Source organism: Spirosoma endophyticum (assembly GCF_900112365.1).
Classification (GTDB): Bacteria; Bacteroidota; Bacteroidia; order Cytophagales; family Spirosomataceae; genus Spirosoma; species Spirosoma endophyticum.
This window is the reverse complement of sequence record NZ_FOLQ01000002.1, coordinates 452913-474950: the sequence shown is the minus strand read 5'-3', so window position 1 is coordinate 474950 and position 22038 is coordinate 452913. Positions and strand designations below refer to the sequence as shown.

Here is a 22038-nt window from a genome sequence, read left to right as displayed (position 1 = left end):
GTTCGCCTGTTTATGCTCTATTTGCACGCTCAATGAACCACCGTTTTCTCCTTTTGCTGCTGCTGTCTCCCCTGCTCTGCCTGGCGCAGACACAAATTGACACGCTGCACTGGAGCGCTACCCGGCGGCTTAAACTTTCCGATTTTCATGCACCCACGCAACCCGGTTTAGGGGGATCGGAGTTTTATTATCAGATTGGTTATGATGTTCGGCCAGCAATTTTTAGCAGTAAACCCGCCATCGACGCGTTTTGCCTGATGTTTCGGAATTCATCCTGGGTTTCGGAAACCGCTGGAAATGAGCGCACACTAGCTTACAACCAGGTTCTCTTCGATTTAGTGGAGATACATACCCGGCAGATGAAAGCTAAGCTTATTGACCTCGGTGTTAATCGGCGATTTAAGCAACAGGCCAAACAAATTGAATACCTCACCAATGCCGAATTAAGCGCCGAAGTCAACCGATTCCGGGCCGAAACGGGCGGAGGAGATGACATTGAGGCCTTGCAAAAATGGCAACAACAGGTTGCAAAGCGGCTTTATGATACACCTGAGTTAGTAACGATGTACCGTTCCTCGAAAATTGGGTTCGGCCTGTTTTTAGGTGGGGGCGTTGCTGTACCAACAGGTCCTCTTGCCCAAACGCTTAACCCACCGCCGGGGTTTGTGATTGGCCTGGAGCTAGCCTACAAGCAAACGCTTCTATTGTTTAATACGTCGTTATACAGTGGCACCATTCGAACAGGCTTTTCGCACCAGAATCAATTGTGGGAAACCGGAATGCTCATCAGGCCCGTTATGGGCGAAGTAGCCTTAGGTCATATCGTGCGGGATGCCCCCCACAGTCGATTGATTCCCTACGTTGGTTTTCGAACGTTTAGCCTCTTACCCCGCGACCGGACGGACGAACGGTACAAAGGCTTTTCATTGACCAGTAATGCACCAACGGCTGGCCTGATTTATGATTTTAAATTCAGTGACAATGCCCATAAGCCCGACCGCGCCGAAGACAATTCCTGGTTCATACGGACCAAAATTGGCTACAGTCCGGTGAAGGCTATGGAATCCTTTCAGGGAGGAATGATTAGCCTCCAGATTGGCATCTATGGATTCGGTCGAATCCGCAAGGTGAGCTACCAGCCCCGGCGAACCGTAATTACTCTCCCCGACAAGAGTCTATAACCGTCATACTTCAGGCGTACCCGCCTTTATCAATTTAGATCCCCTAACAGGCATATTTAATTTCATTCAAAACGACCCACCCAATAAGTCGTTTACAATATTATATTGTATATATTTTACATTTTTCAATATTATATATTTCATTAAAGGAATATTAAAAAATATGTCAGAACTTGCGCAGGCATACGTTTTGGCTATTTCAAACGATGCAGCGTACATGTCTACTGTCCTCAACTCATGGCGGGATAGTCTGTAGCCGAATCTAATTCTTGAATCTATATACTGTCAATTTCGCGATTAACCCTACCGTTGGTGCGCTGGCCAGGCTATGTCCAATTCATTTCCGAAATTCTTGTCTTCTGCTCTCCCTCAACGTGCCTCTTAAACATACGTCACCAAATTGTTCAAATTAACCGTCCAGATTATGGTACACATTGTACAAGTATGCCGGCCATTCCGTACACTTGCCAGACGTTTCAGCGTTCAATTGCTGCTGATCATCTTCTGCCTTCCGGCTCTGTCAGTCCAGGCCCGAAGCCGCCCAGACAAGATCACTCATCCGATTGTATTACTAACCGACGACGGTCCTTCTGCTGATATTACCGTTACGGGCACGGTTAACGATGTCAAAACAAATACACCCATTCCAGGCGTAAACGTCACGATTAAAGGAACAACTCGTGGCGCTACCACCGATGCCCTGGGTAAGTACCGAATTGTGGTTGCTAACTCGACGGACGTCCTTGTCTTTTCATTTATTGGCTACGTGACCAGGGAAGAGCCTGTTGGCAATCGAACCGAAATTAACGTAACCATTGCCGATGACCAGAAGCAACTGGACGAAGTGGTTGTAACGGCGCTGGGCGTAAAACGCGAAGAACGTTCCCTGGGTTATGCCGTTCAGAAAGTATCGGGCAATACATTACAAACCGTGAAAGGCCTCAATGCCGCTACGTCGCTGACGGGTCGGGTGGCTGGTCTCTGGATCAGGAATAGTACTGAATTTAACGAGGCCCCTACGCTGTCATTACGTGGCGAAACGCCTTTATTAGTCATTGACGGCGTGCCCTATGGCAACATGAACATCGGCAACATTCCGCAGGATGATATTGAGAGTATCGACGTATTGAAAGGACCAACGGCGGCCGCGCTTTACGGGTCGCGCGGGGGAAGTGGTGCCGTTATCGTAACCACGAAACGGGGTGCCGGTTCCAAAGGGCTGACCGTTACTGTCAATTCCAACAACATGGTGAATGCGGGTTTCCTAATGCTGCCCGAAGCGCAACATTCCTACAGTGCGGGCCTGGGTGGCGTATATGACCCAACCGACTACGTATGGGGCCAAAAACTCGATATTGGCAAACGGGCGATGCAATGGAATCCAATCTTCAAGCAAATGGAGGACCAGGAGCTAACCTCACGCGGTCGAAACAACTTCAATGATTTCCTCGTGCCGGGCGTGGTTTCCAACAACAACATCAGCATTTCGCAAAGTGGAGAGAACGGTAGCTTTCGGGTTTCGCTGACGCACATTTACAACAAAGGACAATTCCCGAATCTGAAGTCGAATGCCATGAATTTCTCCGTATCGGGCGAAATGAAAATTGGTAACAAATTTACCTTACAGAGTCAGGCGGGGTATAACCGCAAAACGGCCCCCCAGATTTCGGGAGCGGGTTATACGGCACAGGGCTATATCTACAACATTCTGGTCTGGATGGGTTCAGAATATGACCTGAGCCAGTACAAAGACAATTACTGGCTGGTACCGAATGAGCAGCAGAACTGGCACTACAAAGCGTGGTATGACAACCCATATTTGATGGCCTACGAAAAACTGAACGGTATCGAGCAAAATAAGGTAAACACGAACCTGACCGCTACGTATGAGGTATTTCCAGGGGCTAAAATCATTGTTCGGCCCGGTTTCGACGCGTTTTTCAATAATGAAACCCGCCGAAATCCGCCCAATATTCTATCGACACGGGGCTGGACGGCCAATGGGTTGTACTCGATCAATCAGCGGAATGGCTATAGTTTCAATGGCGACGCTTTGCTGACGTATAACAAAACTATTGGTAAACTCGATATTGATGCGCTGGCCGGGGGAACCATCTACACCTATGGCAACAAAGAGTTGTATAGTTCGACGCGTGGCGGCATCGTTGTGCCGGGCTATTACTCACTGAATAATTCCATTGAACGGCCGGACGTGATTGTGAATCCCGTTTACAACGATGACCCGCTGACTCCCTATGGCAAAAAGCAGGTCAACAGTTTATACGGTAAGGTGACGCTTTCATACATGAATAGCCTCTTTCTGGACGTAACAGGACGTAATGACTGGAGCTCAACGATGCCGCAGAACTCACGATCGTATTTCTATCCATCGGTGGCGGGAAGTGTCGTACTGAGCGAATTGGTGAAAATGCCGACGGGGCTGGACTTCCTGAAATTACGGGGTTCGTGGACGCTTTCCAAAACGGATTTACGGGTCTTTGCCAACAACCAGACGTATTCGACAACCACCGCCGATTGGGACAACCTGAACTCGGCGGCTTATCCATTAGCCATACGGAACAGCGTAGTGAATCCCGAAACCAACCGCACCTGGGAAATTGGTACGTCGGCTTATTTTCTGGGCAAGCGGTTCAAGTTGGATGTCGCCTACTTCAACAAATACAATTACAACATCCAGCGCTTTGCCTCCATTTCGCCCGGCTCCGGTTTCACATCGACGCTGATCAACACGGGTGAAACGTACGTGCGTCGCGGGGTGGAAGTGACGGTGGACGCTACGCTTATCAAAAAGGGTCGTTTCCAGTGGGATGCAACGGCCAACTATTCCTATAATCACCGGTATTTCAAAAACCTTGATCCGGTTTATTCAGCGAACAATTTATGGACAAAAGTGGGCGGACGCACCGATACCTATACGGGTAGAACCTGGATTACCGACCCCGCTGGCAATGTGGTTCACCAGGCCAGTGGGTTGCCGCTGGCCAGTAACTATAACTATTTATACGGCTATACGGACCCGGTCGCCCTCGTGGGTTTCGCGAACAGCATTCGATGGAATAACTTCCAGATTGGTCTGCGATTTGATGGCCGGATTGGTGGTTTCCTGAATAACTACAGCTCCTACAAAATGTGGGATACGGGTTCGCACCCGGACAGCGACAACCAGTATCGCTACGATGAGGTCGTGAATGGCAACAAATCCTACGTAGGGCAGGGTGTGAAAGTGATCGGCGGTACCATTACTTATGACAACCTGGGGCAGATTACCAGCGATACCCGTGAGTTTGCGCCGAACGATACGAAAGTGTCCTACCAAAGTTACGCCCGTAGCTACGGCGATGGCACTCGGGGTGTAACCAACGCTACATTCATAAAACTACGGGAAGTATCCATCGGCTATACCCTGCCCAGTGCCTTTGCCAGCCGCATTGGCGCGCGTTCGGCCAGCATATCGCTGACAGGCCAGAACGTTTGGATGTGGACCAAAGCTTTCCGTTTTGCAGATCCCGATAAGGCGAGCGATACCGAACTTACGTCGCCGTCTGTTCGCTACGTAGGCGCCAATATTCAACTAACGTTTTAAGCACCATCAACGTCTTTCCGATGAAAACGACCTACAAACACTTTTTACTGGCCGGTCTGGTGTTGATGACATCAGCGGGCTGCTCCCACTTTGAGCAGATGAATGCCAATCCCGATGCGGCTGTCAACGCAACCGCGCCCATGCTGGCAACCAACCTGATTCTGGACATCACCGACGTGACAATCAGCTCCCAGAAGACGTTCATGCAGCCCTTCATGCTGGGCAAGACGATCATTTACACCGAGTTTGCCGAACCACAGCAGTATAACGATCTCGGACGTACCACTTTCGCGGGAATTCCTGTGCTGGCCAACGTCGATAAAATGCTGGCGTATGCCGCCACGAGTTCGGCCAGGAATTCATATACCGCACTTGGGAAATTCGTCCGCGCCTGGAAATTCTTTCAACTGACCATGCGGGTAGGCGATATCCCCTACAGCAACGCCCTGAAAGGCGAAACGGGCGGAATCGCTCCAACCTATGATTCGCAAAAACAGGTGTTTGCGGGCATTTTGACTGAACTCGACGAAGCCGACAAACTTTTCGCCCAGGGTACCAAATTCGACGGTGATCCGATTTACGGGGGGGACGTAACCAAGTGGCGTAAACTGGTCAATACGTTTGAGTTACAGGTACTGCTTAACCTCTACAAAAAAACGGGCGATGCCGATCTGAAAGTGACGGATCGCTTTAAAGAGATCGTTGCCAGCCGGCCAATCTTCCTGAGCAATGCCGATAATTTTCAACTGGTCTATTCCGATAAAGCCGGACAGCGGTATCCGTTCTACAAACTCGGCAACCCGTCGATTATCTACACGATGGTATCCAGCCTGTTGACGGATAAGCTCAAGGCCCTGGACGACCGCCGGTTGTTTTACTACGCCAATCCGTCGCCGGTGCAGATCACCAAGGGCAAAGCGGTGAACGATCCAACGGCGTATATCGGTACCGATCCGGCCATGGTTTACTCGGACATCAGCAAGATTTATGCGGGTAAAGATTACTCGAACGTGAACAGTCGCTACATGGAATTGCCCGCTGGTGAGCCCGTCTATTTGCTCAGCTATTCGCAACTGAAATTCATGCTGGCTGAGGCAACCGTTCGGGGCTGGATTACAGGAACCACCGCGGCTACCTACTATTCGGATGGCATTACGGCTGCTATGAAATTTACGGCCGATAATACGCCGAACGACGTAGCCTATCACCACAACATGCCCATGACCGCTGATTATATTGCCAGCTACGTTGCGTCGGATAAAGTAAAATTGACGGGTACATCAGAAAAGCAGATCGAGCAGGTTCTGACGCAGAAATTTATCAGCACGTTCCTACAGGCCCCCTACGACGCCTTTTTCGAAAACCGGCGGACGGGTTACCCGGCGTTTCCGGTCAATCCGGCGTCGAATGTAAACGTACCGGGCGACAAGCTTCCCGTTCGCTGGCTATATCCGCAAAGTGAGCTGGATTACAATGGCACCAACGTGAAGCAGGCGCTGAGCACGCAGTACAACGGAAACGACAACACCAACGAACTGATGTGGTTGTTGAAATAACAGTCATTTAACATAGTGAAAGCGGCTAGGCTCTGCCGCTTTCACTATTTTTGGCTATATTCCAAACGCTATGGATTCCAGAAGAGAGTTTCTCAAAAAAGCGGCTTTGCTGTCAACGGGTTTGTCGGGTATGTTGCCCGACTCGATTCAGAAAGCATTTGCCATCGATCCGCAACCCGGCACTACGTATCTGGATGCCGAACATGTTGTGATCCTGATGCAGGAAAACCGCTCGTTCGATCATACGTTCGGAAGCCTGCAAGGTGTTCGGGGGTTCAACGACCCCAGAGCCATCGACCTGCCGAATAGAAACAAGGTCTGGTTACAGACGAATGCAGCTAGGGAAACCTACGCCCCGTTTCGACTAAACATCCGGGATACGAAAGCGACCTGGATGAGTTCATTGCCGCACTCCTGGGAAAATCAGGTGGATGCGCTCAACGGCGGCAAAAACGATAAATGGCTGGATGCCAAGCGATCAGGCAATAAAGAGTACGCGAATATGCCCCTGACGATGGGCTACTACAACCGCGAAGATATCCCGTTCTACTACGCGCTGGCCGACGCCTTCACCGTATGCGATCAGAATTTCTGTTCGTCGTTGACGGGCACAACGCCCAACCGTTTGTATTTCTGGACGGGTGCCCTGCGCGATCCTCGCGACCCGAAAGCGATGGCCAATGTCCGCAATGAAAATGTAGATTACGGAGCAGAAGCGAGCTGGACTACATTCCCCGAGCGGCTGGAAGAACATAGCATTTCCTGGAAAATTTATCAGAATGAAATTAGTTTACCCACAGGTTTGGAAGGTGAAGCCGATGGCTGGTTAGGCAACTTCACCGATAACCCCATTGAGTGGTTCGAGCAGTACCGGGTGCGTTTCCATCCGGCCTATTATCCCTATATCCAGAAACAGGTCAACTTGCTTCCAGACAGCATACTCGCGCTGGAAACCAAACTCAAAACCCTGCCCGAGAGCGACAAGGATTACGCCAAAATCAAACGGGACTTAGCCCGGCAGCAGCAGTGGCTGGAAATAATCAAGAAAGATCTGGTTACGTACACGCCCGAAGCGTATGCGAAACTGTCTCAACAGGAAAAAAACCTTCACAAGAAAGCCTTTACCACCAACGTCAACGATCCGAATTACCGAACGCTGTCTACCCTAACGTATCAGGATGGCGATACCAAACGGCAGGTTGAGGTGCCCAAAGGCGACGTACTACATCAGTTCCGAACGGATGTAAAAACCAAGCAGTTACCTACGGTTTCCTGGCTGATTGCGCCCGAAAATTTCTCCGATCATCCGGGCGCCCCCTGGTATGGAGCCTGGTATATTTCGGAGGTGATGGATATTCTGACGCAGAATCCCGACGTTTGGAAAAAGACAATTTTCATTCTGGCCTACGATGAAAACGACGGCTATTTTGATCACGTACCACCGTTCGTGCCCGCCCACCCCGATCATCCTGAAACGGGTTTAACGAGCAAGGGCATCGACACCCGACTGGAATTCGTCACGAAAGATCAGGAAGATAAACGCAAAAATGGCGGACGTACCGGCCCGATTGGACTGGGTTTCCGGGTGCCACTGGTGATTGCATCGCCCTGGAGTCGGGGTGGTTTCGTTTGCTCGGAAGTGTTCGATCATACCTCGACGCTCCAGTTTCTGGAAAATTTCCTGAGTCATAAAAAAGGTCAGAAACTAACGGAGTCAAACATCAGCCCGTGGCGACGTACCGTTTGTGGCGACCTGTCGTCTGCCTTCCGGCCGTATCAGGGTGAGAAAATCAAACTGCCCGAATTTGTTGCAAAGGACGCTTTCTTCGAGAGCATTCACAAAGCGAAGTTCAAACCCGTGCCAAGCGGCTATAAAGCGCTGGGCCCTGATGAGATTCGGCAGATTAATCAGGACCCGCTGAGGTCGTCGCACATTCCGGAGCAGGAAAAAGGCATACGTCCCGCCAATGCGTTGCCCTATGAATTGTATGTAGACGGACGAACTGACAGCAAGGAATTTACGATAACGCTGGCGGCTAAAACTGACGCCTTTGGCAAGCAGGCGGCTGGTGCTCCTTTTCAGGTTCACCAGATTCTGCCCGATGATGTAAAAATTCGCTCGTACACCGTGGCCGCCGGTGATCAACTCAGCGACGCCTGGCCTTTGAATGCACCCTGCCACCTGCGGGTTTATGGACCAAATGGGTTTCTGCGCGAATTCAAACGGGAATCCGGAAATCCACCTATCGAAATTTCCTGCGAATATGAACGCGATACCAGAAAGAAATTTACCGGAAACGTAGTGGTGAAACTAAAAAATATGGACCCACAACGCGCCTATTCCGTTCAGCTTACCGATAATGCGTATGGCACAAAAGGCGAGCAGAAATCACTCGACAAAGCAGGGATGAAAGGTGCTCAGCAGGCCATTGTGATGAACCTTGCTACCAGTCATAACTGGTATGACTTCAGCGTAAAAATTGCCGGAGTTGACAACTTTGAACACCACTATGCCGGCCGAGTAGAAACGGGCAAAATAGGGTACAGTGATCCGCTGATGGGGAAAGTGATCAGTTAAAAATACAAACGCAAAGGCTACAATATCAACAATGACCGAACAGCCCCAGGCATTAAAAAAAGCGTTGAAACCCATTCACTTGTGGGCGATTGGTGTAGGGCTAGTCATATCCGGTGAATATTTCGGTTGGAATTACGGCTGGGGCGTAGCTGGAACGGTGGGCCTGCTGATTGCGACACTCATCATTACGTTACTCTATTTCACGTTCATTTTCAGCTTTACCGAGCTGACTACCGCCATTCCGAATGCGGGCGGCCCCTTTGCCTACGCTTTGCAGGCCTTTGGTCCGTTGGGGGCACTGGTAGCAGGCTACGCCACCCTGATTGAGTTCCTGTTTGCGACGCCCGCCATTGGGCTGGCACTGGGCAGCTACGTCCATTTTTTATATCCGGGTATTCCGGTTGTCTGGTGCTCGGTTGGCTCGTTCTTTGTCTTTACGATAATCAACCTGCTGGGTATCAAGGAAGCGGCCTGGTTTTCGCTGATCATGACCATCATTGCCATTGGTGAGCTATTGCTCTTCATTGGCGTCGTGTATCCGTATACCAAATTGGATACGTTCATGCACAACCCCATGCCGTTTGGTTGGCCGGGTGTATTTGCCGCATTGCCCTTTGCCATCTGGCTTTTCGTCTGTCTGGAAGGTATTGCGATGGTCGCCGAAGAAGTGAAAGAGGGAAAAAATTCCATCGCCAAGGGATACATCTCGGCGGTATTGACGCTGGCTTTTCTGGCGTTGACAGTGATGATCAGCGTGGGCGGCATTACAGAATGGGAAAAGCTGGATCACCTCGATTACCCCATGCCCGAAGCAATTGCTATTGTACTGGGGCGGCAAAATCCGCTCACTAAATTCTTCGCCAGTGTCGGCCTGTTTGGGTTGGTTGCGTCCTTCCACGGCATCATCATTAGCTATTCCCGGCAGATTTTCGCGCTGGCACGTAGTGGTTACTTACCGCACGGGCTTTCGCAGGTCAGCAAAACCCGGCAAGTACCATACTGGGCTTTAGTAGCCGGAGCCATATTCGGTATTCTGGCTTTAACTTTACTGGATACGAGCAAGTTAGTCGTACTATCAACCATTGGCGCGGTGGTTGTTTACATTATCAGTATGTTGGCGTTGTTTCAGCTTCGACAAACTCAGCCTGCCTTGCCACGCCCGTTTAAAGCCCCTTTTTATCCCGTCGTACCCGCCATCGCACTCGTACTGGCACTGGTCGCGTTAGGCGCAATGCTTTATTTTTACAGCTGGCTGAGTTTGCTGTTTTTCGGCGGTTTGATCGTGATCATAGTCGCGTTTTATGCATCAGGCCGGTATCGAAAGATAAAGGAGGAATGGGATCTACCCCACCCCCGTCCCCTCCCCTGAAAACCAAGGGAGGGGTGACGTGACAGTTCAGCCTGTCTACTTAAAACGAGATAGACGGGGTTTAGCCCCTCCCCTAGTTTTTAGGGGAGGGGTTGGGGTGGGGTAAGCAGGTAAAATCGACTATAAAACAATGGCGTATCAATGTACCATCGGCAGCTTTACGTATCGCTTTGAGGACCTGAAGGAACTCCTGGCGAAGGCGAGTCCGCTACGTTCCGGCGATGTGCTGGCGGGACTGGCGGCCGAAAGCTACGAGGAGCGTGTAGCGGCCCAAATAGCGCTGGCGGATGTGTCATTAACTACATTTCTCAATGAGGCCGTCATTCCTTACGAAACCGATGATGTTACCCGCTTAATTATTGATACCCATAACAAAGCGGCTTTTACCCCTATCAGTCATTTTACCGTTGGCGAATTGCGCGACTGGCTGCTTGGCGACGATGCCACTACGTCTACACTACAACAACTAGCCACTGGCCTGACGCCGGAAATGGTGGCCGCGGTATCGAAACTGATGCGGAATCAGGATTTGATTCTGGTGGCAAAAAAATGTGAAGTCGTCACCCGATTCCGGAACACGGTGGGTCTGCAGGGACATCTGTCCGTTCGGCTTCAGCCCAATCATCCCACCGATGATGCAAAGGGTATAGCGGCCAGCATCATCGACGGCTTGCTCTACGGCAGCGGAGACGCGATGATCGGGATTAATCCGGCCACGGATAGACCGGCTGCTACGTCCCGATTACTGTACATGCTGGATGGATTGCGCGAACGATTTGCCATGCCGATCCAGAGTTGTGTGCTGAGTCACATCACCACTACGTTGCAACTGGTTGAACAACATGTGCCGGTCGATCTTATTTTTCAGTCCATTGCCGGAACGCAACAAGCGAACGCCAGTTTTGGGATAAATCTGGCACTTCTACAGGAAGCTCACGAAGCAGGACTTTCCCTGAAACGGGGTACAATTGGCAATAACTTAATGTATTTCGAGACGGGTCAGGGCAGCGCGTTGTCGTCGGGGGCGAACCACCATGTTGATCAGCAAACCTGCGAAGCGCGGGCCTATGCCGTTGCTCGTCAGTACAATCCCTTTCTGGTCAATTCGGTTGTTGGGTTCATTGGACCGGAGTATTTATTTGACGGAAAACAGATCATCCGGGCGGGGCTGGAAGATCACTTTTGTGGTAAACTAATGGGCTTGCCCATGGGCATGGACATTTGCTATACCAATCACGCACAGGCCGATCAGGACGATATGGACACGTTGCTGACGCTGTTAGGCGTGGCCGGCATCAACTTTATTATGGGAATCCCTGGTGCCGATGACATCATGCTAAACTACCAGTCAACCTCTTTCCACGATGCGTTATACCTGCGTCGGATACTTGGCCTGCGACCCGCGCCTGAGTTTGAAGAATGGCTGCTTCGTCAGGGCATCATGGATTCAACAGGTAACCGCCTGTCGGACGGACTTCAAAATAAATTCTTCGCGGCATTGCTTCCAGCATGAACGACCTGAAAAAGATAGAGACAAAACCCGATGAATGGGAAGCGCTAAAAGCGTTTACGAACGCCCGCATCGCGCTCGGAAGAACCGGCGTGTCTGTTCCGCTGAAAGAGTCGCTTCAATTTAAGCTGGCCCATGCGCATGCCAAAGATGCCGTTTATTCACACCTACAGGTTGACGAGTTACTAACTTCTTTATCAAGTACGAGCTTGCCAATTCACTACGTCAAAAGCCAGGCCAGTAACCGGGATATTTATTTACAACGACCTGATTTAGGACGCCTGCTCGATGAATCGTCGACCAATCAAATTCAGCAACTTGGTAGCCCGCCCGCTGATATCAGTATCATCGTTGCGGATGGACTTTCGGCAACAGCCATTAACAAAAACGCAGCAGAGGTCGTCGATTTGCTGGTCAGGAAAGGGCGGCAGGCAGGCTATTCTTTCGCACCAATCATGCTGGTGGAGCAAGGCCGCGTCGCTATTACCGATGCCATAGGTGGCCTACTACGTCCCCGACTGGCGGTCATGCTGATTGGCGAACGACCCGGCCTCAGCTCCTTCGACAGCATTGGCGCGTATATTACTTATGCCCCCCAGCCCGGCCTAACGGATGAACGCCGGAACTGCATCTCGAACATCCGGGAGCAGGGTTTACCGCCGGTCATGGCCGTCGATAAACTCATGTACCTGATCGACTCGGCGTTTCGGTTGCAGTTAACCGGCGTAGCATTGAAAGATAATGATGAGGGCGGGTTTCTTGCTACGTCAACACCAGATAGCGGCCCGTAGCAATCGACGACGTCAAAAAAAGTATTTATTTTTGAGGGCGGTAGCGATAACATCCGCCCTCTTTTTTACGTCGAATGAATACACTAAAATGGTTAGTAGGCCTGGTTCTATCGGGCCTGGCAATGTTTCCCAGCTATGGGCAATTTACGGGGATGGACCCTGCCGTGACTCAGGCTCGGATATTGCCTACGGTAGCTGCGGGTGTGGGGGCTCCCATTTCAATGACTTTCACTATCGGCAATAATGGCGATGTGGCTATCAGCGGAGCCAATGAAATCAACCAAATGGGTTTTAATATCTCCTTGGGTAAATGTGGAGCGGTGCCTGATGGATTAGGCGCGTTATCATCCAATGTTTTCACCTATTTCGATGTAATCTATGTTGATCAGGGCAATGGCTATTTCGGGTTTATAGGACAGCAAAAGACAGGAGTTGATATCCCAGCGCACACCCTAATCGATGTAGTAATCTCGGCGACCGTAACGCAAGCAACGAACTATAGTAGCTTATCATATGGCTGGACCGGTGACATTGGCGCTTCGTGTAACATTATTCCAAGCCCAACTTCGCTGCCCGAGCCTAGTGGAAATAATTTTCAATTTGCCTATACCCGCACGCCAGGTCAGTTACCATCCGATCTGGTGCCCATTATTAGCGCGCTGCCATCAACTCAGTATGGCACCACCGACTTTTCAGTCGTCGTCGATGTATTTGAACTGAACTCCCTCGCGACCAATGGCCTGATCAAAGTCTACCTCACGAAAGACCCCATGGTGCCGCTTAGCTTTAACCCCAACGCAACCCTGGTTGGAGGAAAACTGGTGCAAAACGACTTCTGGACCTTTGATGACTCCTATCCTGACCTATATGTTTTTAGTACCCAGCAGGTAATACAGGCTGGAGGCAAAAAGTCATTTGGGCTGACGGGCGTGCTGAATCCCAACAACACGCGTGGTAGTCTGACCATCTCTTCGGCCCTGATGGCAGGTAGTGGAGGAGAAATTACCATCAAGAACAATTCGGACGCCGACAAAATCGACTACTTCAAAAAGTAATCTCAAATACTCGCGGGTTGCTCCTGTCCACGTAGGAAGCCGGTTGGATCATGCCCGAAATGGCAAAGTTTGGCGATGTCATTCTGTAGCCATTGCAGTAAGGGGGAGGCAAATAATAGTAGGGCAGCACCGGTGCCCGTTATGGGTGCCAGCCAGTAGAGCCAGTGATCGGTCCAGATGCCGGTCAATAACGCGGGACCGAAACTACGCGCCGGGTTAGCACTACACCCCGACAGCGGTGCCTCCAACCCTACTAATATGGCAAACAGGGGTGGTATCATGTAGGGCGTGTAGACTTTTAGCCGATCATGGCCCGTAAACAGCAGAATCAGACTGATCAGGCAAAACGTGCAAAACGTTTCTCCGGCAAAGGCTACACCCATGCCACGTCCCGGCACCGTTATACCTTCGTGCAGGCTTTCACCCATTGGCCCCCATATGAACAAGGCGCCTGCACCGAGGGAAGCACCAATTAATTGAGCCGTAATGTAGCCTAGCAAACCTCGCCAGGGCATTAAGCCCCGACCGAAGAAGGCCAGGGTGACGGCCGGATTCAGATGGGCGCCACTCAATCGCCCCAGGGGCGACAAGGTGACCAAACAGCCTACTGTTCCAAATAAAAAACCGGTAATTATCCGGCGCACCAGTGGATCAGGGAGCCAGGTGGCGACCTGGCTCCCGGCACCGAAATTCAAAATCACTGCTGAGATTCCGCCAAAAATCAGCAGGGCTGTACCCACGCACTCAGCCGCCAGCGCCTTCCATTGTTGTTGCTTCATCAGTGGTTAAATTAGGCAAAATACCCGTGTAACGTACTGACACAAGCCTCAATAGCAGTTTTGTGAAAGACAACCCTTAAATTCTGCTATATCCAAAACCTGCTTATACGATGCAGGTGAAAACTAATACGTTGGCAGGCTGACAACCCGGGGTTTCTAATGATTTGTTAACACACGATTGCCCAGAGTTTCCGAACTTGCAGCTACTTATGAAAAGATACCTACTGCTCCTGATCCTGGCCGGGTTTTCGGCTTGTCATCCGGGTGGCTATCACCTTACGAACCGAACGGCCAACCGCATTGGTGTGGATTCGCTGGCCGCATCAGCCGACAGCAGCGTGGCGAATTTTCTGCAACCCTATCGACAGGGTCTCAACAAAGCCATGAATGAGGTACTTGCCCGATCAGGCGGCCCGATCAATAAAGGTCAGCCAGAAGGACCACTCAACGATCTGCTTACCGACGCGCTCCTGCAACAGGCCACGCAACGCTACGGAAAACCCATCGATTGTTCGCACCTGAACTACGGCGGCATTCGAAATAATCTACCGGAGGGCAACATCACAACTGGCTCCATTTTTGAAGTCATGCCTTTCGATAATCAGTTGATTGTGCTGACGGTTACCGGCAATATGCTCCAGCAACTGCTCAATCACTTTGCGAAAGGCGACAAACTAGTGGTGGGCGGATTGCGCGCTAGAATCCATAACGAACAGGTGACATCCGTTACATTCACCAATGGCCGGACGCTCCAACCCAACGAAACCTACACCGTTGTTATGAGCGACTACGTTGCCGACGGTGGCGACAATGCCAATTTTCTTAAAAACGCCATCAAGCGCGAAAATATCAACTACCTCATGCGGGATGCCCTGATCGATTATTTCCGAAATCAGGGCAAAACCGGTCAACCTATTAACCCAGTTTCCGATGGACGCATCATCATCGAATAGACGTCAGTTCTTGAAACTAATGGGCACAGCTGCCGTCGTTGGCGCAGTCGCCCCCGACGTATTGGCTAGTGCCGGGCGACGTGGTACGTCATCGCTGACCATTCTGCATACCAACGACGTACATAGCCGACTGGACCCATTTCCGATGGACGGAAGCCGCAATGCCGGTAAGGGTGGTGTAGCCCGCCGGGCTACGCTCATCCGGCAAATTCGGCAGGAGCAAAAAAACGTACTGATGTTCGACGCGGGCGATATTTTCCAGGGAACGCCCTATTTCAACCTCTATAAAGGCGAGCCCGAAATCCTGGCGATGAATCGGCTTGGTTATGACGCCGGTACTATCGGCAATCATGATTTCGATGGGGGAATCGAGAATATGGTGACCCAATTCGGTAAAGCCAGTTTCCCGCTGCTGATTGCGAATTACGATTTTAAAAACACGGTGATGGATGGCAGAACGATGCCGTACAAAGTGTTTGAAAAAGACGGCATTCGCGTGGGTGTTTTCGGTTTAGGCATTCAGCCAGCCGGTTTGATTCCGCAAAATGCCTACAAAGAGACCAAATATCTCGACCCGATTGACATCGGCAACGACACTGCGGCCACCCTGCGAAACGGCAAGAAATGCGATTATGTCATTTGCCTGTCGCATCTTGGTTTCAAGTATACTGAGCCAACCATTTCGGACAACGTACTGGCCGCCAAAACCCGAAATATTGACCTGATTATCGGTGGCCATACCCATACTTTTCTGGATGCCCCCGTAGCGGTCAATAATCCAGACGGTCAGCCGGTCTGGATTAACCAGGTTGGGTTTGCCGGTATCAACTTAGGCCGTATTGACCTGGCGTTCGAGCAGGGCAAAGCGGTAAGCAGTGCCGGAAAATCGGTCGAAGTGAAGTAATTTTTTTGCAGGAAGTCACCGGCAGCTTTTCAAAGAAGCTACCTGGTTTCACTTTGTAGTAGCCCAACGCCAATGCCCGTTGCCAAATCATATGATTTGGCAACGGGCATTTCTCATGTGGTCATGGGCACCCCTTCGCCGGTCAATACGTAGCGCATATTCATGCTCGGATAAAGCCGGGCAATAGCCGCCAGGGATTCGCTGCTCAGGTAGGTTTTATTCCCAATATGCCGATAAAATTTCTCGCGGCTAATCCCCAATTCTTTCGCTAATCGGTAGACCGAAACACCCTGTTTCGCCAGCGCTTCCTTGAGCCATTTCCCCTGAATATCGTTCTTTTTTTCGCGTCGTCCAGCCATTTCCAAAGCTAAAAAAAAAGGCTTAAAAACGCGAAAAAATATAGGTATTATTTGTTGGATATAAGTATTGTTTGTATTATATTTAATACATGAAAGAGACGCAAAAAACCACCAAAAAACACCTTGATTTGGGCCAGATTCTCGATAGCGCAACGCTATTTCAGCCCCAGCCATGCATCTATTATCTGATCAATGCCAGCGATGAAGTGGTGTATGTTGGCCAGACGATGAGCCTGTATCCCCGGCTTCTGAATCACAAATTTTCGGGTAAGGAATTCGTCCGGTTTAGTTTCATCCCCTGCGACGAAATCGACCTGGATCGACTGGAGCAGGAGGCCATTGCCAGGTTCCAGCCTGAACTCAACAAGGCACCCGTAACGACTCCGACATCAAGCCATTTGAGCAAGCAATTGATCTGCCTGAAGCACAATATAACGCCCATTGCCTTCGAGCGGCTTAGAGAAGCCTTTGGTCTACAGCCGGTCAGTTCATTCGGCAATGTGAAGTATTACAAACCCGAAGACGTTGATGCCTGGCTAAAGCGATTCAAGGGATTGGTCATGACAGGCGGTCGGCACGTACTTCAAGCGAGGCCCCAGTATCTGGCGGTGGGCATAAGTTCCAGAACCAAACAAATTCAGTTGTACACGAAACGGTAATCCCGTTTTCAGGCGAAAGCGTCGTGTGTAAAACTGGATTGGTACGTAGCGAGCGACGCGGATGCCCTGCGGTTGACAATAGAGATTCGTAGAGCGAAGTGACTATAGTAGTTTTTCGACAGTTGGTTTGTGAAACTCACGCCGAATTTCTATGATTGTACCAGTAAGCTACCCGTTGCATGGCACCTGATAAGTGCTCATAAAAACAACCTTGCTTAAAGACAATATTCTGATTTTCAGAATATTGTCTTTAAGCAAGGTTGCCTGTGATAGTGTTTGGATGGTACGTCCTAAAGGGGGATTAAAGGAGGGTTACTGGCAACAAGTTGCCCGGCTCCACAGGATAGGATAGCTTTGGGGCTCCTATTTCAGGCTTCGGTTGAGAGGACAAACGCCGAAAAATTTTAAAACTGTTCAAAACACATTTTTATGCCAAAAATCTATCTCATCCTTTTGTTTGCTCTTAGCTTCTCATGCACTACCAAACCAGGCAAAGTCGTCAGCGACACAGGCATTGCTAACCTTGAGCATGAGGATGTTGAAATGAATAATGCCATAACTAAAAGTAGAGTAACCTTTGACAGATTTTTGGCTACACTTAGTTCTGGCGACACCACGAATTACAACTTCGCCATTAAGTACCCGTTCGAGCAAGATATTCAGCATCCAAACGAACCCGTCTCCAGTGAGCATATTTGGCTTTCTCCGATCACGGTGGAGAGCGGTAAAATTTATGGCATTATTAATAATCAGCCTGAACTGACCAGTAAAGTCACGATGGGGCAAAAAGTTGCGGTTGATAGATCACAAATTTCAGACTGGAATTACACCCATGCAGGTAAACTGATAGGCGGCTATACAATGCGTGTTCTAGTTGCTCGAATGGGACCGGAAGAAAAAGAAAACTTTCAGGCTCAGACTGGAATTGTCTTCGGCGATTAGTTACTTTACACAGGTAGCTTCCCATCGGCTGAAAGTCCGCTCCTTATGAAAAGTTTTCAGCCCACCAAAACGAGGGGGCAAAGGTGGCATCAACGTAGTGAAATGAACTAGTTTCCTCACCGTCAGCCTCCGGGCCGTCGGTTGAACAGCCGAAAGTAAAAACTTATGTATTAGCGTTTGGGCAACGGGCCGTACGTCGTGTGACAAGGAGAGAGGGTTGGATTTAGCACATTTAACAAGGCAGCATAAACGTCTATGGTAATTAGTCCTTTTGTTTGCCGGGTTGCCAAAGTGGTCTCAGTCATCGGTCATCCCTTGTTGATCTTACCGCTGGTCTTTAGCTATTTAGCTTTTCAACACCTGCCGGTTCAACAGGCAACGGCAATCTCGGCGGTACTCATTAGCCTGGTCGTTTTGCCAATTACATGGCGTATCTACAGCAAAGTTAAACAAGGGCAGTATACTAATTTTGACCTGTCTGACCAAACACAACGGTCTGGGTTATATCCTATGCTGCTGCTTTTAAGTGGCTTGTTCGTTTTGCTTTTGTTCTTTACAAACCAATTTCAGCCATTCAACCGTGGCGCAGTTTGCTTCTTTCTGCTACTGGCTAGCTCGTATATAATCAATTTTTTCCTTAAAGTATCTTTGCATACGTCAATCAGCTTTTTTCTGGCTTGTGTCTTGTACAGCTTGAATGCGCCTTTTGGCATTCTAATGGCTGTTTTTTCGATTTTGGTGGCAGCTTCTCGGCTTGTACTGAAACGGCACAGTTTACCAGAGATTTTAACAGGACTTGTAATTGGTTTAATAGCGGGTGCTAGCTTATAAACGCAGTTAGTTTGCTCCGCCTTGGATCGCGTTATGGCAACAGACAGCACGTATTTAGTAATCCAGCAAGGGAAAGGTGTAAAGTCGCAAGCGTAGCGTGCCTGGGCAGGCAAATTAGTCACCATCATCCCCCACGGCTGGTGGGCGAACGAACCAGCCAGGAAATGCTGGCATAATTTCCTTTAAACGACTCGCGGGGCGTTATACCAAGTTTGGTACAACGCCCCGCGACTGCATTGAAACTATAGTTTATCGCTCGGGATACGTAGTCAATTCACCAGAGAGTTCATGAATAGCTTCCTGTAATTGATTTCGGCTTAGCAGAATATCGACTTCCAGCGGAAAATCCGGGTAAGCGTGCCAGGATGGCGTTAGCGTATCAGCTAACTGAATTTGCAGACTATATTTATCGCCGGGCAACGCCTTTGCTTCCATACTCAGACCTGGCTCAGAAAATGTCAGGGCTACATGATTGGTCGCTTTGTTCCAAAGAGATCGTAGGCCACTCAGTAATCGGTTAACTTCCCAGGTTTGCAGGGGAATTGACTGCGTATCGGCTTTCTGTCGCCAAAAAGTCGAAAAACGACATTGCAACCGATTCCGATCCCGCCAGGTCGTGGTTGCTTTACCATAGCCTAAAATGGCTAATTCAAACGAATCAAGTGTGCCGGAGGAAGAGACTAGTTTCATACGTAAATAGTTTGGGAGTCAGCGATATGTCTACTTAACAAATATACTAAGAGATTGTTAAGGATTTTCATTAATTTATCATAGAATCTTCATACGTATCATTCATCATCTACCGGGCGGTCTACGCACGCACGTCCCGACTTTCCCTATATTTGCGGCCGAAAGAAATTACACAATCAATTAAATTCAGCTAGATGGCAAACGTGCTCATTATCGGAGCCGGTGGGGTTGGCAGCGTTGTCGCGCACAAATGCGCCCTGAACAGCGATGTCTTCACAAGTATTACGCTGGCAAGCCGCACCAAATCGAAGTGCGATCGTATTGCAGCCGAAATCAGGGAGATGCACGACGTAACGATTCAGACGGCGCAGGTCGATGCCGACGTAGTGGCCGACATGGTCGCGCTGATTCGCTCGGTCAATCCGGTGCTGGTCATCAATGTGGCACTCCCTTATCAGGATTTGCCCATTATGGATGCCTGTCTGGAAGCGGGCGTGCATTATATGGACACGGCCAATTACGAACCGAAAGATGTTGCCAAGTTTGAGTATAGCTGGCAATGGGCCTACAAAGAGCGTTTTGAACAGGCTGGGCTGATGGCGTTGCTGGGCTGCGGCTTCGATCCCGGTGCTACGCAGGTCTTCACGGCCTATGCCAACAAGCATTATTTCGACCGGATGGATTACCTGGACATTGTGGATTGCAATGCCGGTAACCACGGGAAAGCCTTTGCTACGAATTTCAATCCCGAAATCAACATCCGGGAGATCACGCAGCCCGGTCGTTACTGGGAAAATGGCGAGTGGATCGAAATTCCGGCCATGAGTATTCATAAGCCGATCGAGTACCCAGGCATTGGTGCCCGCGAGTCTTACGTGCTTTATCACGAAGAGCTGGAATCACTGGTTAAAAACTTCCCAACGCTGAAGCGGGCGCGCTTCTGGATGACTTTTGGACAGGCATATTTAACACATCTGGAAGTACTACAGAACGTAGGAATGACCCGTATCGACCCGATCAAGTTTCAGGGAATGGACGTGATCCCGCTCGAATTCTTGAAAGCCGTTCTCCCGGCCCCCGACAGCCTCGGCGAAAATTACACCGGGCAGACCAGCATTGGCTGCCAGATTAAGGGCGTAAAAGATGGCGAAGAGCGCACCTGTTTTATCTGGAACAACTGCGACCACGCCGAAACCTACCGCGAAGTTCGAGGGCAGGCCGTTAGCTATACGACTGGCGTTCCGGCCATGATTGGTGCCATGCTCATGCTGACGGGCGTATGGATGAAACCGGGCGTCTGGAACTGTGAAGAACTGGACCCCGATCCATTTATTGAGCAAATGAACAAGCAGGGACTACCTGTTAACGAACGGATTAACGTACCGCTGCCCCATGAATATCCGGCCTGAATACCTGTCCGGTAAAAATCAGAAATCCCGCTATGTACCAATAGCGGGATTTTTCGTTATTTAGCCGAACGGCAAGCCCGCACAAACCCATACATCCATGAGATGCCTGCTCTTTACTACGTTGTATAGTTTCTCATTTGTCATTGCTTTTGCCCAACCCCGCGATTCGACCAAAAACAGGCCAGCTTTTAACCCAAATGCCCAACGAAATGGCTATGAAACCTATCAATCCACAAGCCAGATTGTCGGTGCTGGACCCTACACAATGGTCAATACCATCGATCAACGCTATGAAGGTCTTCGGGGCACGCCCTATTTTCTGCCGGAATGGAATAAGGGGTTAATTGAAATGGCCGCCGGTCAGAATTACAAAGATGTATCGATAAAATTCGACGCCCTTCGGCAACAATTAATTCTGTTACGTCCCTGGGTAGGCAACGACTCAATCATTGTTAATGCAAATCAGGTTAAATCATTTCAGTTAAAAAGCGCTGACGGGCTATTCTATTTATTCAAACACCTACCCACGGCTAAAACCGACGATGAAACATTGAAAGAAGGCTACTTCATGGTCTTGTATCAAGGTCAATCGTCTCTCCTTAAACGAATTACGAAGACGCTCAAACAGGCTGACTTTAAAAACCCGTACTCCAACGACGTACGCTATGATGAACTGAAGACGCTCTCCTCCTACTACGTCCTCAAACCCGATCAGACGCTGCTCAAAGTAAAGCTTACAAAAAAAGCATTGCTGGACGCCCTAAAAGACAAAGGCGACGCCCTAAAATCGTTCGCCGAAAAGCTTGACATTAAATCAGAAGCCGACGCCGTCGCCCTGCTAACTCAGTACGATAGTTTGTAGCTAAAC

18 protein-coding genes are annotated in these 22038 nt (G+C 49.9%); 15 read left to right on the top strand and 3 right to left on the bottom strand.

Annotated elements, in window-relative coordinates; translation table 11 throughout:
* Positions 1-32 precede the first annotated feature (32 nt).
* The 8 genes from BM202_RS06995 to BM202_RS06960 all read left to right on the top strand — a co-directional run bounded on the left by BM202_RS06995 (position 33) and on the right by BM202_RS06960 (position 13644).
* Complete coding sequence (locus tag BM202_RS06995; protein ID WP_093824371.1) at positions 33-1181, top strand: hypothetical protein; 1149 nt, start codon at positions 33-35, stop codon at positions 1179-1181.
* A gap of 424 nt (positions 1182-1605) precedes the next feature.
* The gene (locus BM202_RS06990) at positions 1606-4785 is read left to right on the top strand and encodes a SusC/RagA family TonB-linked outer membrane protein (RefSeq protein WP_093824369.1); all 3180 of its coding nucleotides are present in this window, start codon (positions 1606-1608) and stop codon (positions 4783-4785) included.
* A gap of 20 nt (positions 4786-4805) precedes the next feature.
* On the top strand, positions 4806-6341 hold the full coding sequence (locus BM202_RS06985) for a SusD/RagB family nutrient-binding outer membrane lipoprotein (RefSeq protein ID WP_093824367.1): 1536 nt from the start codon (positions 4806-4808) through the stop codon (positions 6339-6341).
* Between the two features lie 70 nt (positions 6342-6411).
* Positions 6412-8919 carry a phosphocholine-specific phospholipase C gene (locus BM202_RS06980; protein WP_093824366.1) on the top strand — a complete coding sequence of 836 codons (2508 nt, stop codon included), beginning with the start codon at positions 6412-6414 and terminating at the stop codon, positions 8917-8919.
* A 31-nt stretch (positions 8920-8950) separates the two neighbouring features.
* On the top strand, positions 8951-10288 hold the full coding sequence (gene eat, locus BM202_RS06975) for an ethanolamine permease (RefSeq protein ID WP_093824364.1): 1338 nt from the start codon (positions 8951-8953) through the stop codon (positions 10286-10288).
* A gap of 130 nt (positions 10289-10418) precedes the next feature.
* Positions 10419-11801, top strand: a complete 1383-nt coding sequence (locus tag BM202_RS06970; protein WP_093824362.1) for an ethanolamine ammonia-lyase subunit EutB — start codon at positions 10419-10421, stop codon at positions 11799-11801.
* The gene (eutC, locus tag BM202_RS06965) at positions 11798-12589 is read left to right on the top strand and encodes an ethanolamine ammonia-lyase subunit EutC (RefSeq protein ID WP_093824360.1); all 792 of its coding nucleotides are present in this window, start codon (positions 11798-11800) and stop codon (positions 12587-12589) included. Before BM202_RS06970 ends, eutC begins: the two co-directional genes overlap by 4 nt.
* A gap of 74 nt (positions 12590-12663) precedes the next feature.
* Positions 12664-13644, top strand: a complete 981-nt coding sequence (locus BM202_RS06960; RefSeq protein WP_093824358.1) for a hypothetical protein — start codon at positions 12664-12666, stop codon at positions 13642-13644.
* A gap of 2 nt (positions 13645-13646) precedes the next feature.
* Here the strand turns inward: BM202_RS06960 and BM202_RS06955 are convergent, their stop codons facing one another.
* Positions 13647-14423: an MIP/aquaporin family protein gene (locus BM202_RS06955; protein ID WP_093824356.1), complete on the bottom strand. Its 777-nt coding sequence runs from the start codon at positions 14421-14423 to the stop codon at positions 13647-13649.
* Positions 14424-14632: 209 nt separating this feature from the next.
* Between BM202_RS06955 and BM202_RS06950 the strand changes: the two genes are divergently transcribed.
* Both BM202_RS06950 and BM202_RS06945 read left to right on the top strand, forming a co-directional pair.
* Positions 14633-15376, top strand: a complete 744-nt coding sequence (locus BM202_RS06950; protein ID WP_093824354.1) for a 5'-nucleotidase C-terminal domain-containing protein — start codon at positions 14633-14635, stop codon at positions 15374-15376.
* The gene (locus BM202_RS06945) at positions 15354-16280 is read left to right on the top strand and encodes a metallophosphatase (protein ID WP_093824352.1); all 927 of its coding nucleotides are present in this window, start codon (positions 15354-15356) and stop codon (positions 16278-16280) included. The genes BM202_RS06950 and BM202_RS06945 overlap by 23 nt, the downstream gene beginning before the upstream one ends.
* Before the next feature lie 113 nt (positions 16281-16393).
* Here BM202_RS06945 and BM202_RS37155 read toward each other — a convergent pair whose 3' ends face one another.
* Positions 16394-16639, bottom strand: a complete 246-nt coding sequence (locus BM202_RS37155) for a helix-turn-helix domain-containing protein (protein WP_177236525.1) — start codon at positions 16637-16639, stop codon at positions 16394-16396.
* An 89-nt stretch (positions 16640-16728) separates the two neighbouring features.
* Between BM202_RS37155 and BM202_RS06935 the strand changes: the two genes are divergently transcribed.
* The 3 genes from BM202_RS06935 to BM202_RS39025 all read left to right on the top strand — a co-directional run bounded on the left by BM202_RS06935 (position 16729) and on the right by BM202_RS39025 (position 19071).
* On the top strand, positions 16729-17298 hold the full coding sequence (locus tag BM202_RS06935) for a GIY-YIG nuclease family protein (RefSeq protein ID WP_177236524.1): 570 nt from the start codon (positions 16729-16731) through the stop codon (positions 17296-17298).
* A 429-nt stretch (positions 17299-17727) separates the two neighbouring features.
* Positions 17728-18240, top strand: coding sequence for a YegJ family protein (locus BM202_RS06930; RefSeq protein WP_093824346.1), 513 nt, complete (start codon positions 17728-17730; stop codon positions 18238-18240).
* A gap of 255 nt (positions 18241-18495) precedes the next feature.
* The gene (locus tag BM202_RS39025) at positions 18496-19071 is read left to right on the top strand and encodes a phosphatase PAP2 family protein (RefSeq protein WP_093824344.1); all 576 of its coding nucleotides are present in this window, start codon (positions 18496-18498) and stop codon (positions 19069-19071) included.
* A gap of 249 nt (positions 19072-19320) precedes the next feature.
* Here the strand turns inward: BM202_RS39025 and BM202_RS06920 are convergent, their stop codons facing one another.
* Complete coding sequence (locus BM202_RS06920) at positions 19321-19761, bottom strand: WapI family immunity protein (RefSeq protein WP_093824342.1); 441 nt, start codon at positions 19759-19761, stop codon at positions 19321-19323.
* 194 nt (positions 19762-19955) lie between these two features.
* Between BM202_RS06920 and BM202_RS06915 the strand changes: the two genes are divergently transcribed.
* Positions 19956-21170 carry a saccharopine dehydrogenase family protein gene (locus BM202_RS06915; RefSeq protein ID WP_093824340.1) on the top strand — a complete coding sequence of 405 codons (1215 nt, stop codon included), beginning with the start codon at positions 19956-19958 and terminating at the stop codon, positions 21168-21170.
* Positions 21171-21267: 97 nt separating this feature from the next.
* Positions 21268-22032: a hypothetical protein gene (locus BM202_RS06910; protein ID WP_093824338.1), complete on the top strand. Its 765-nt coding sequence runs from the start codon at positions 21268-21270 to the stop codon at positions 22030-22032.
* Positions 22033-22038 lie beyond the last annotated feature (6 nt).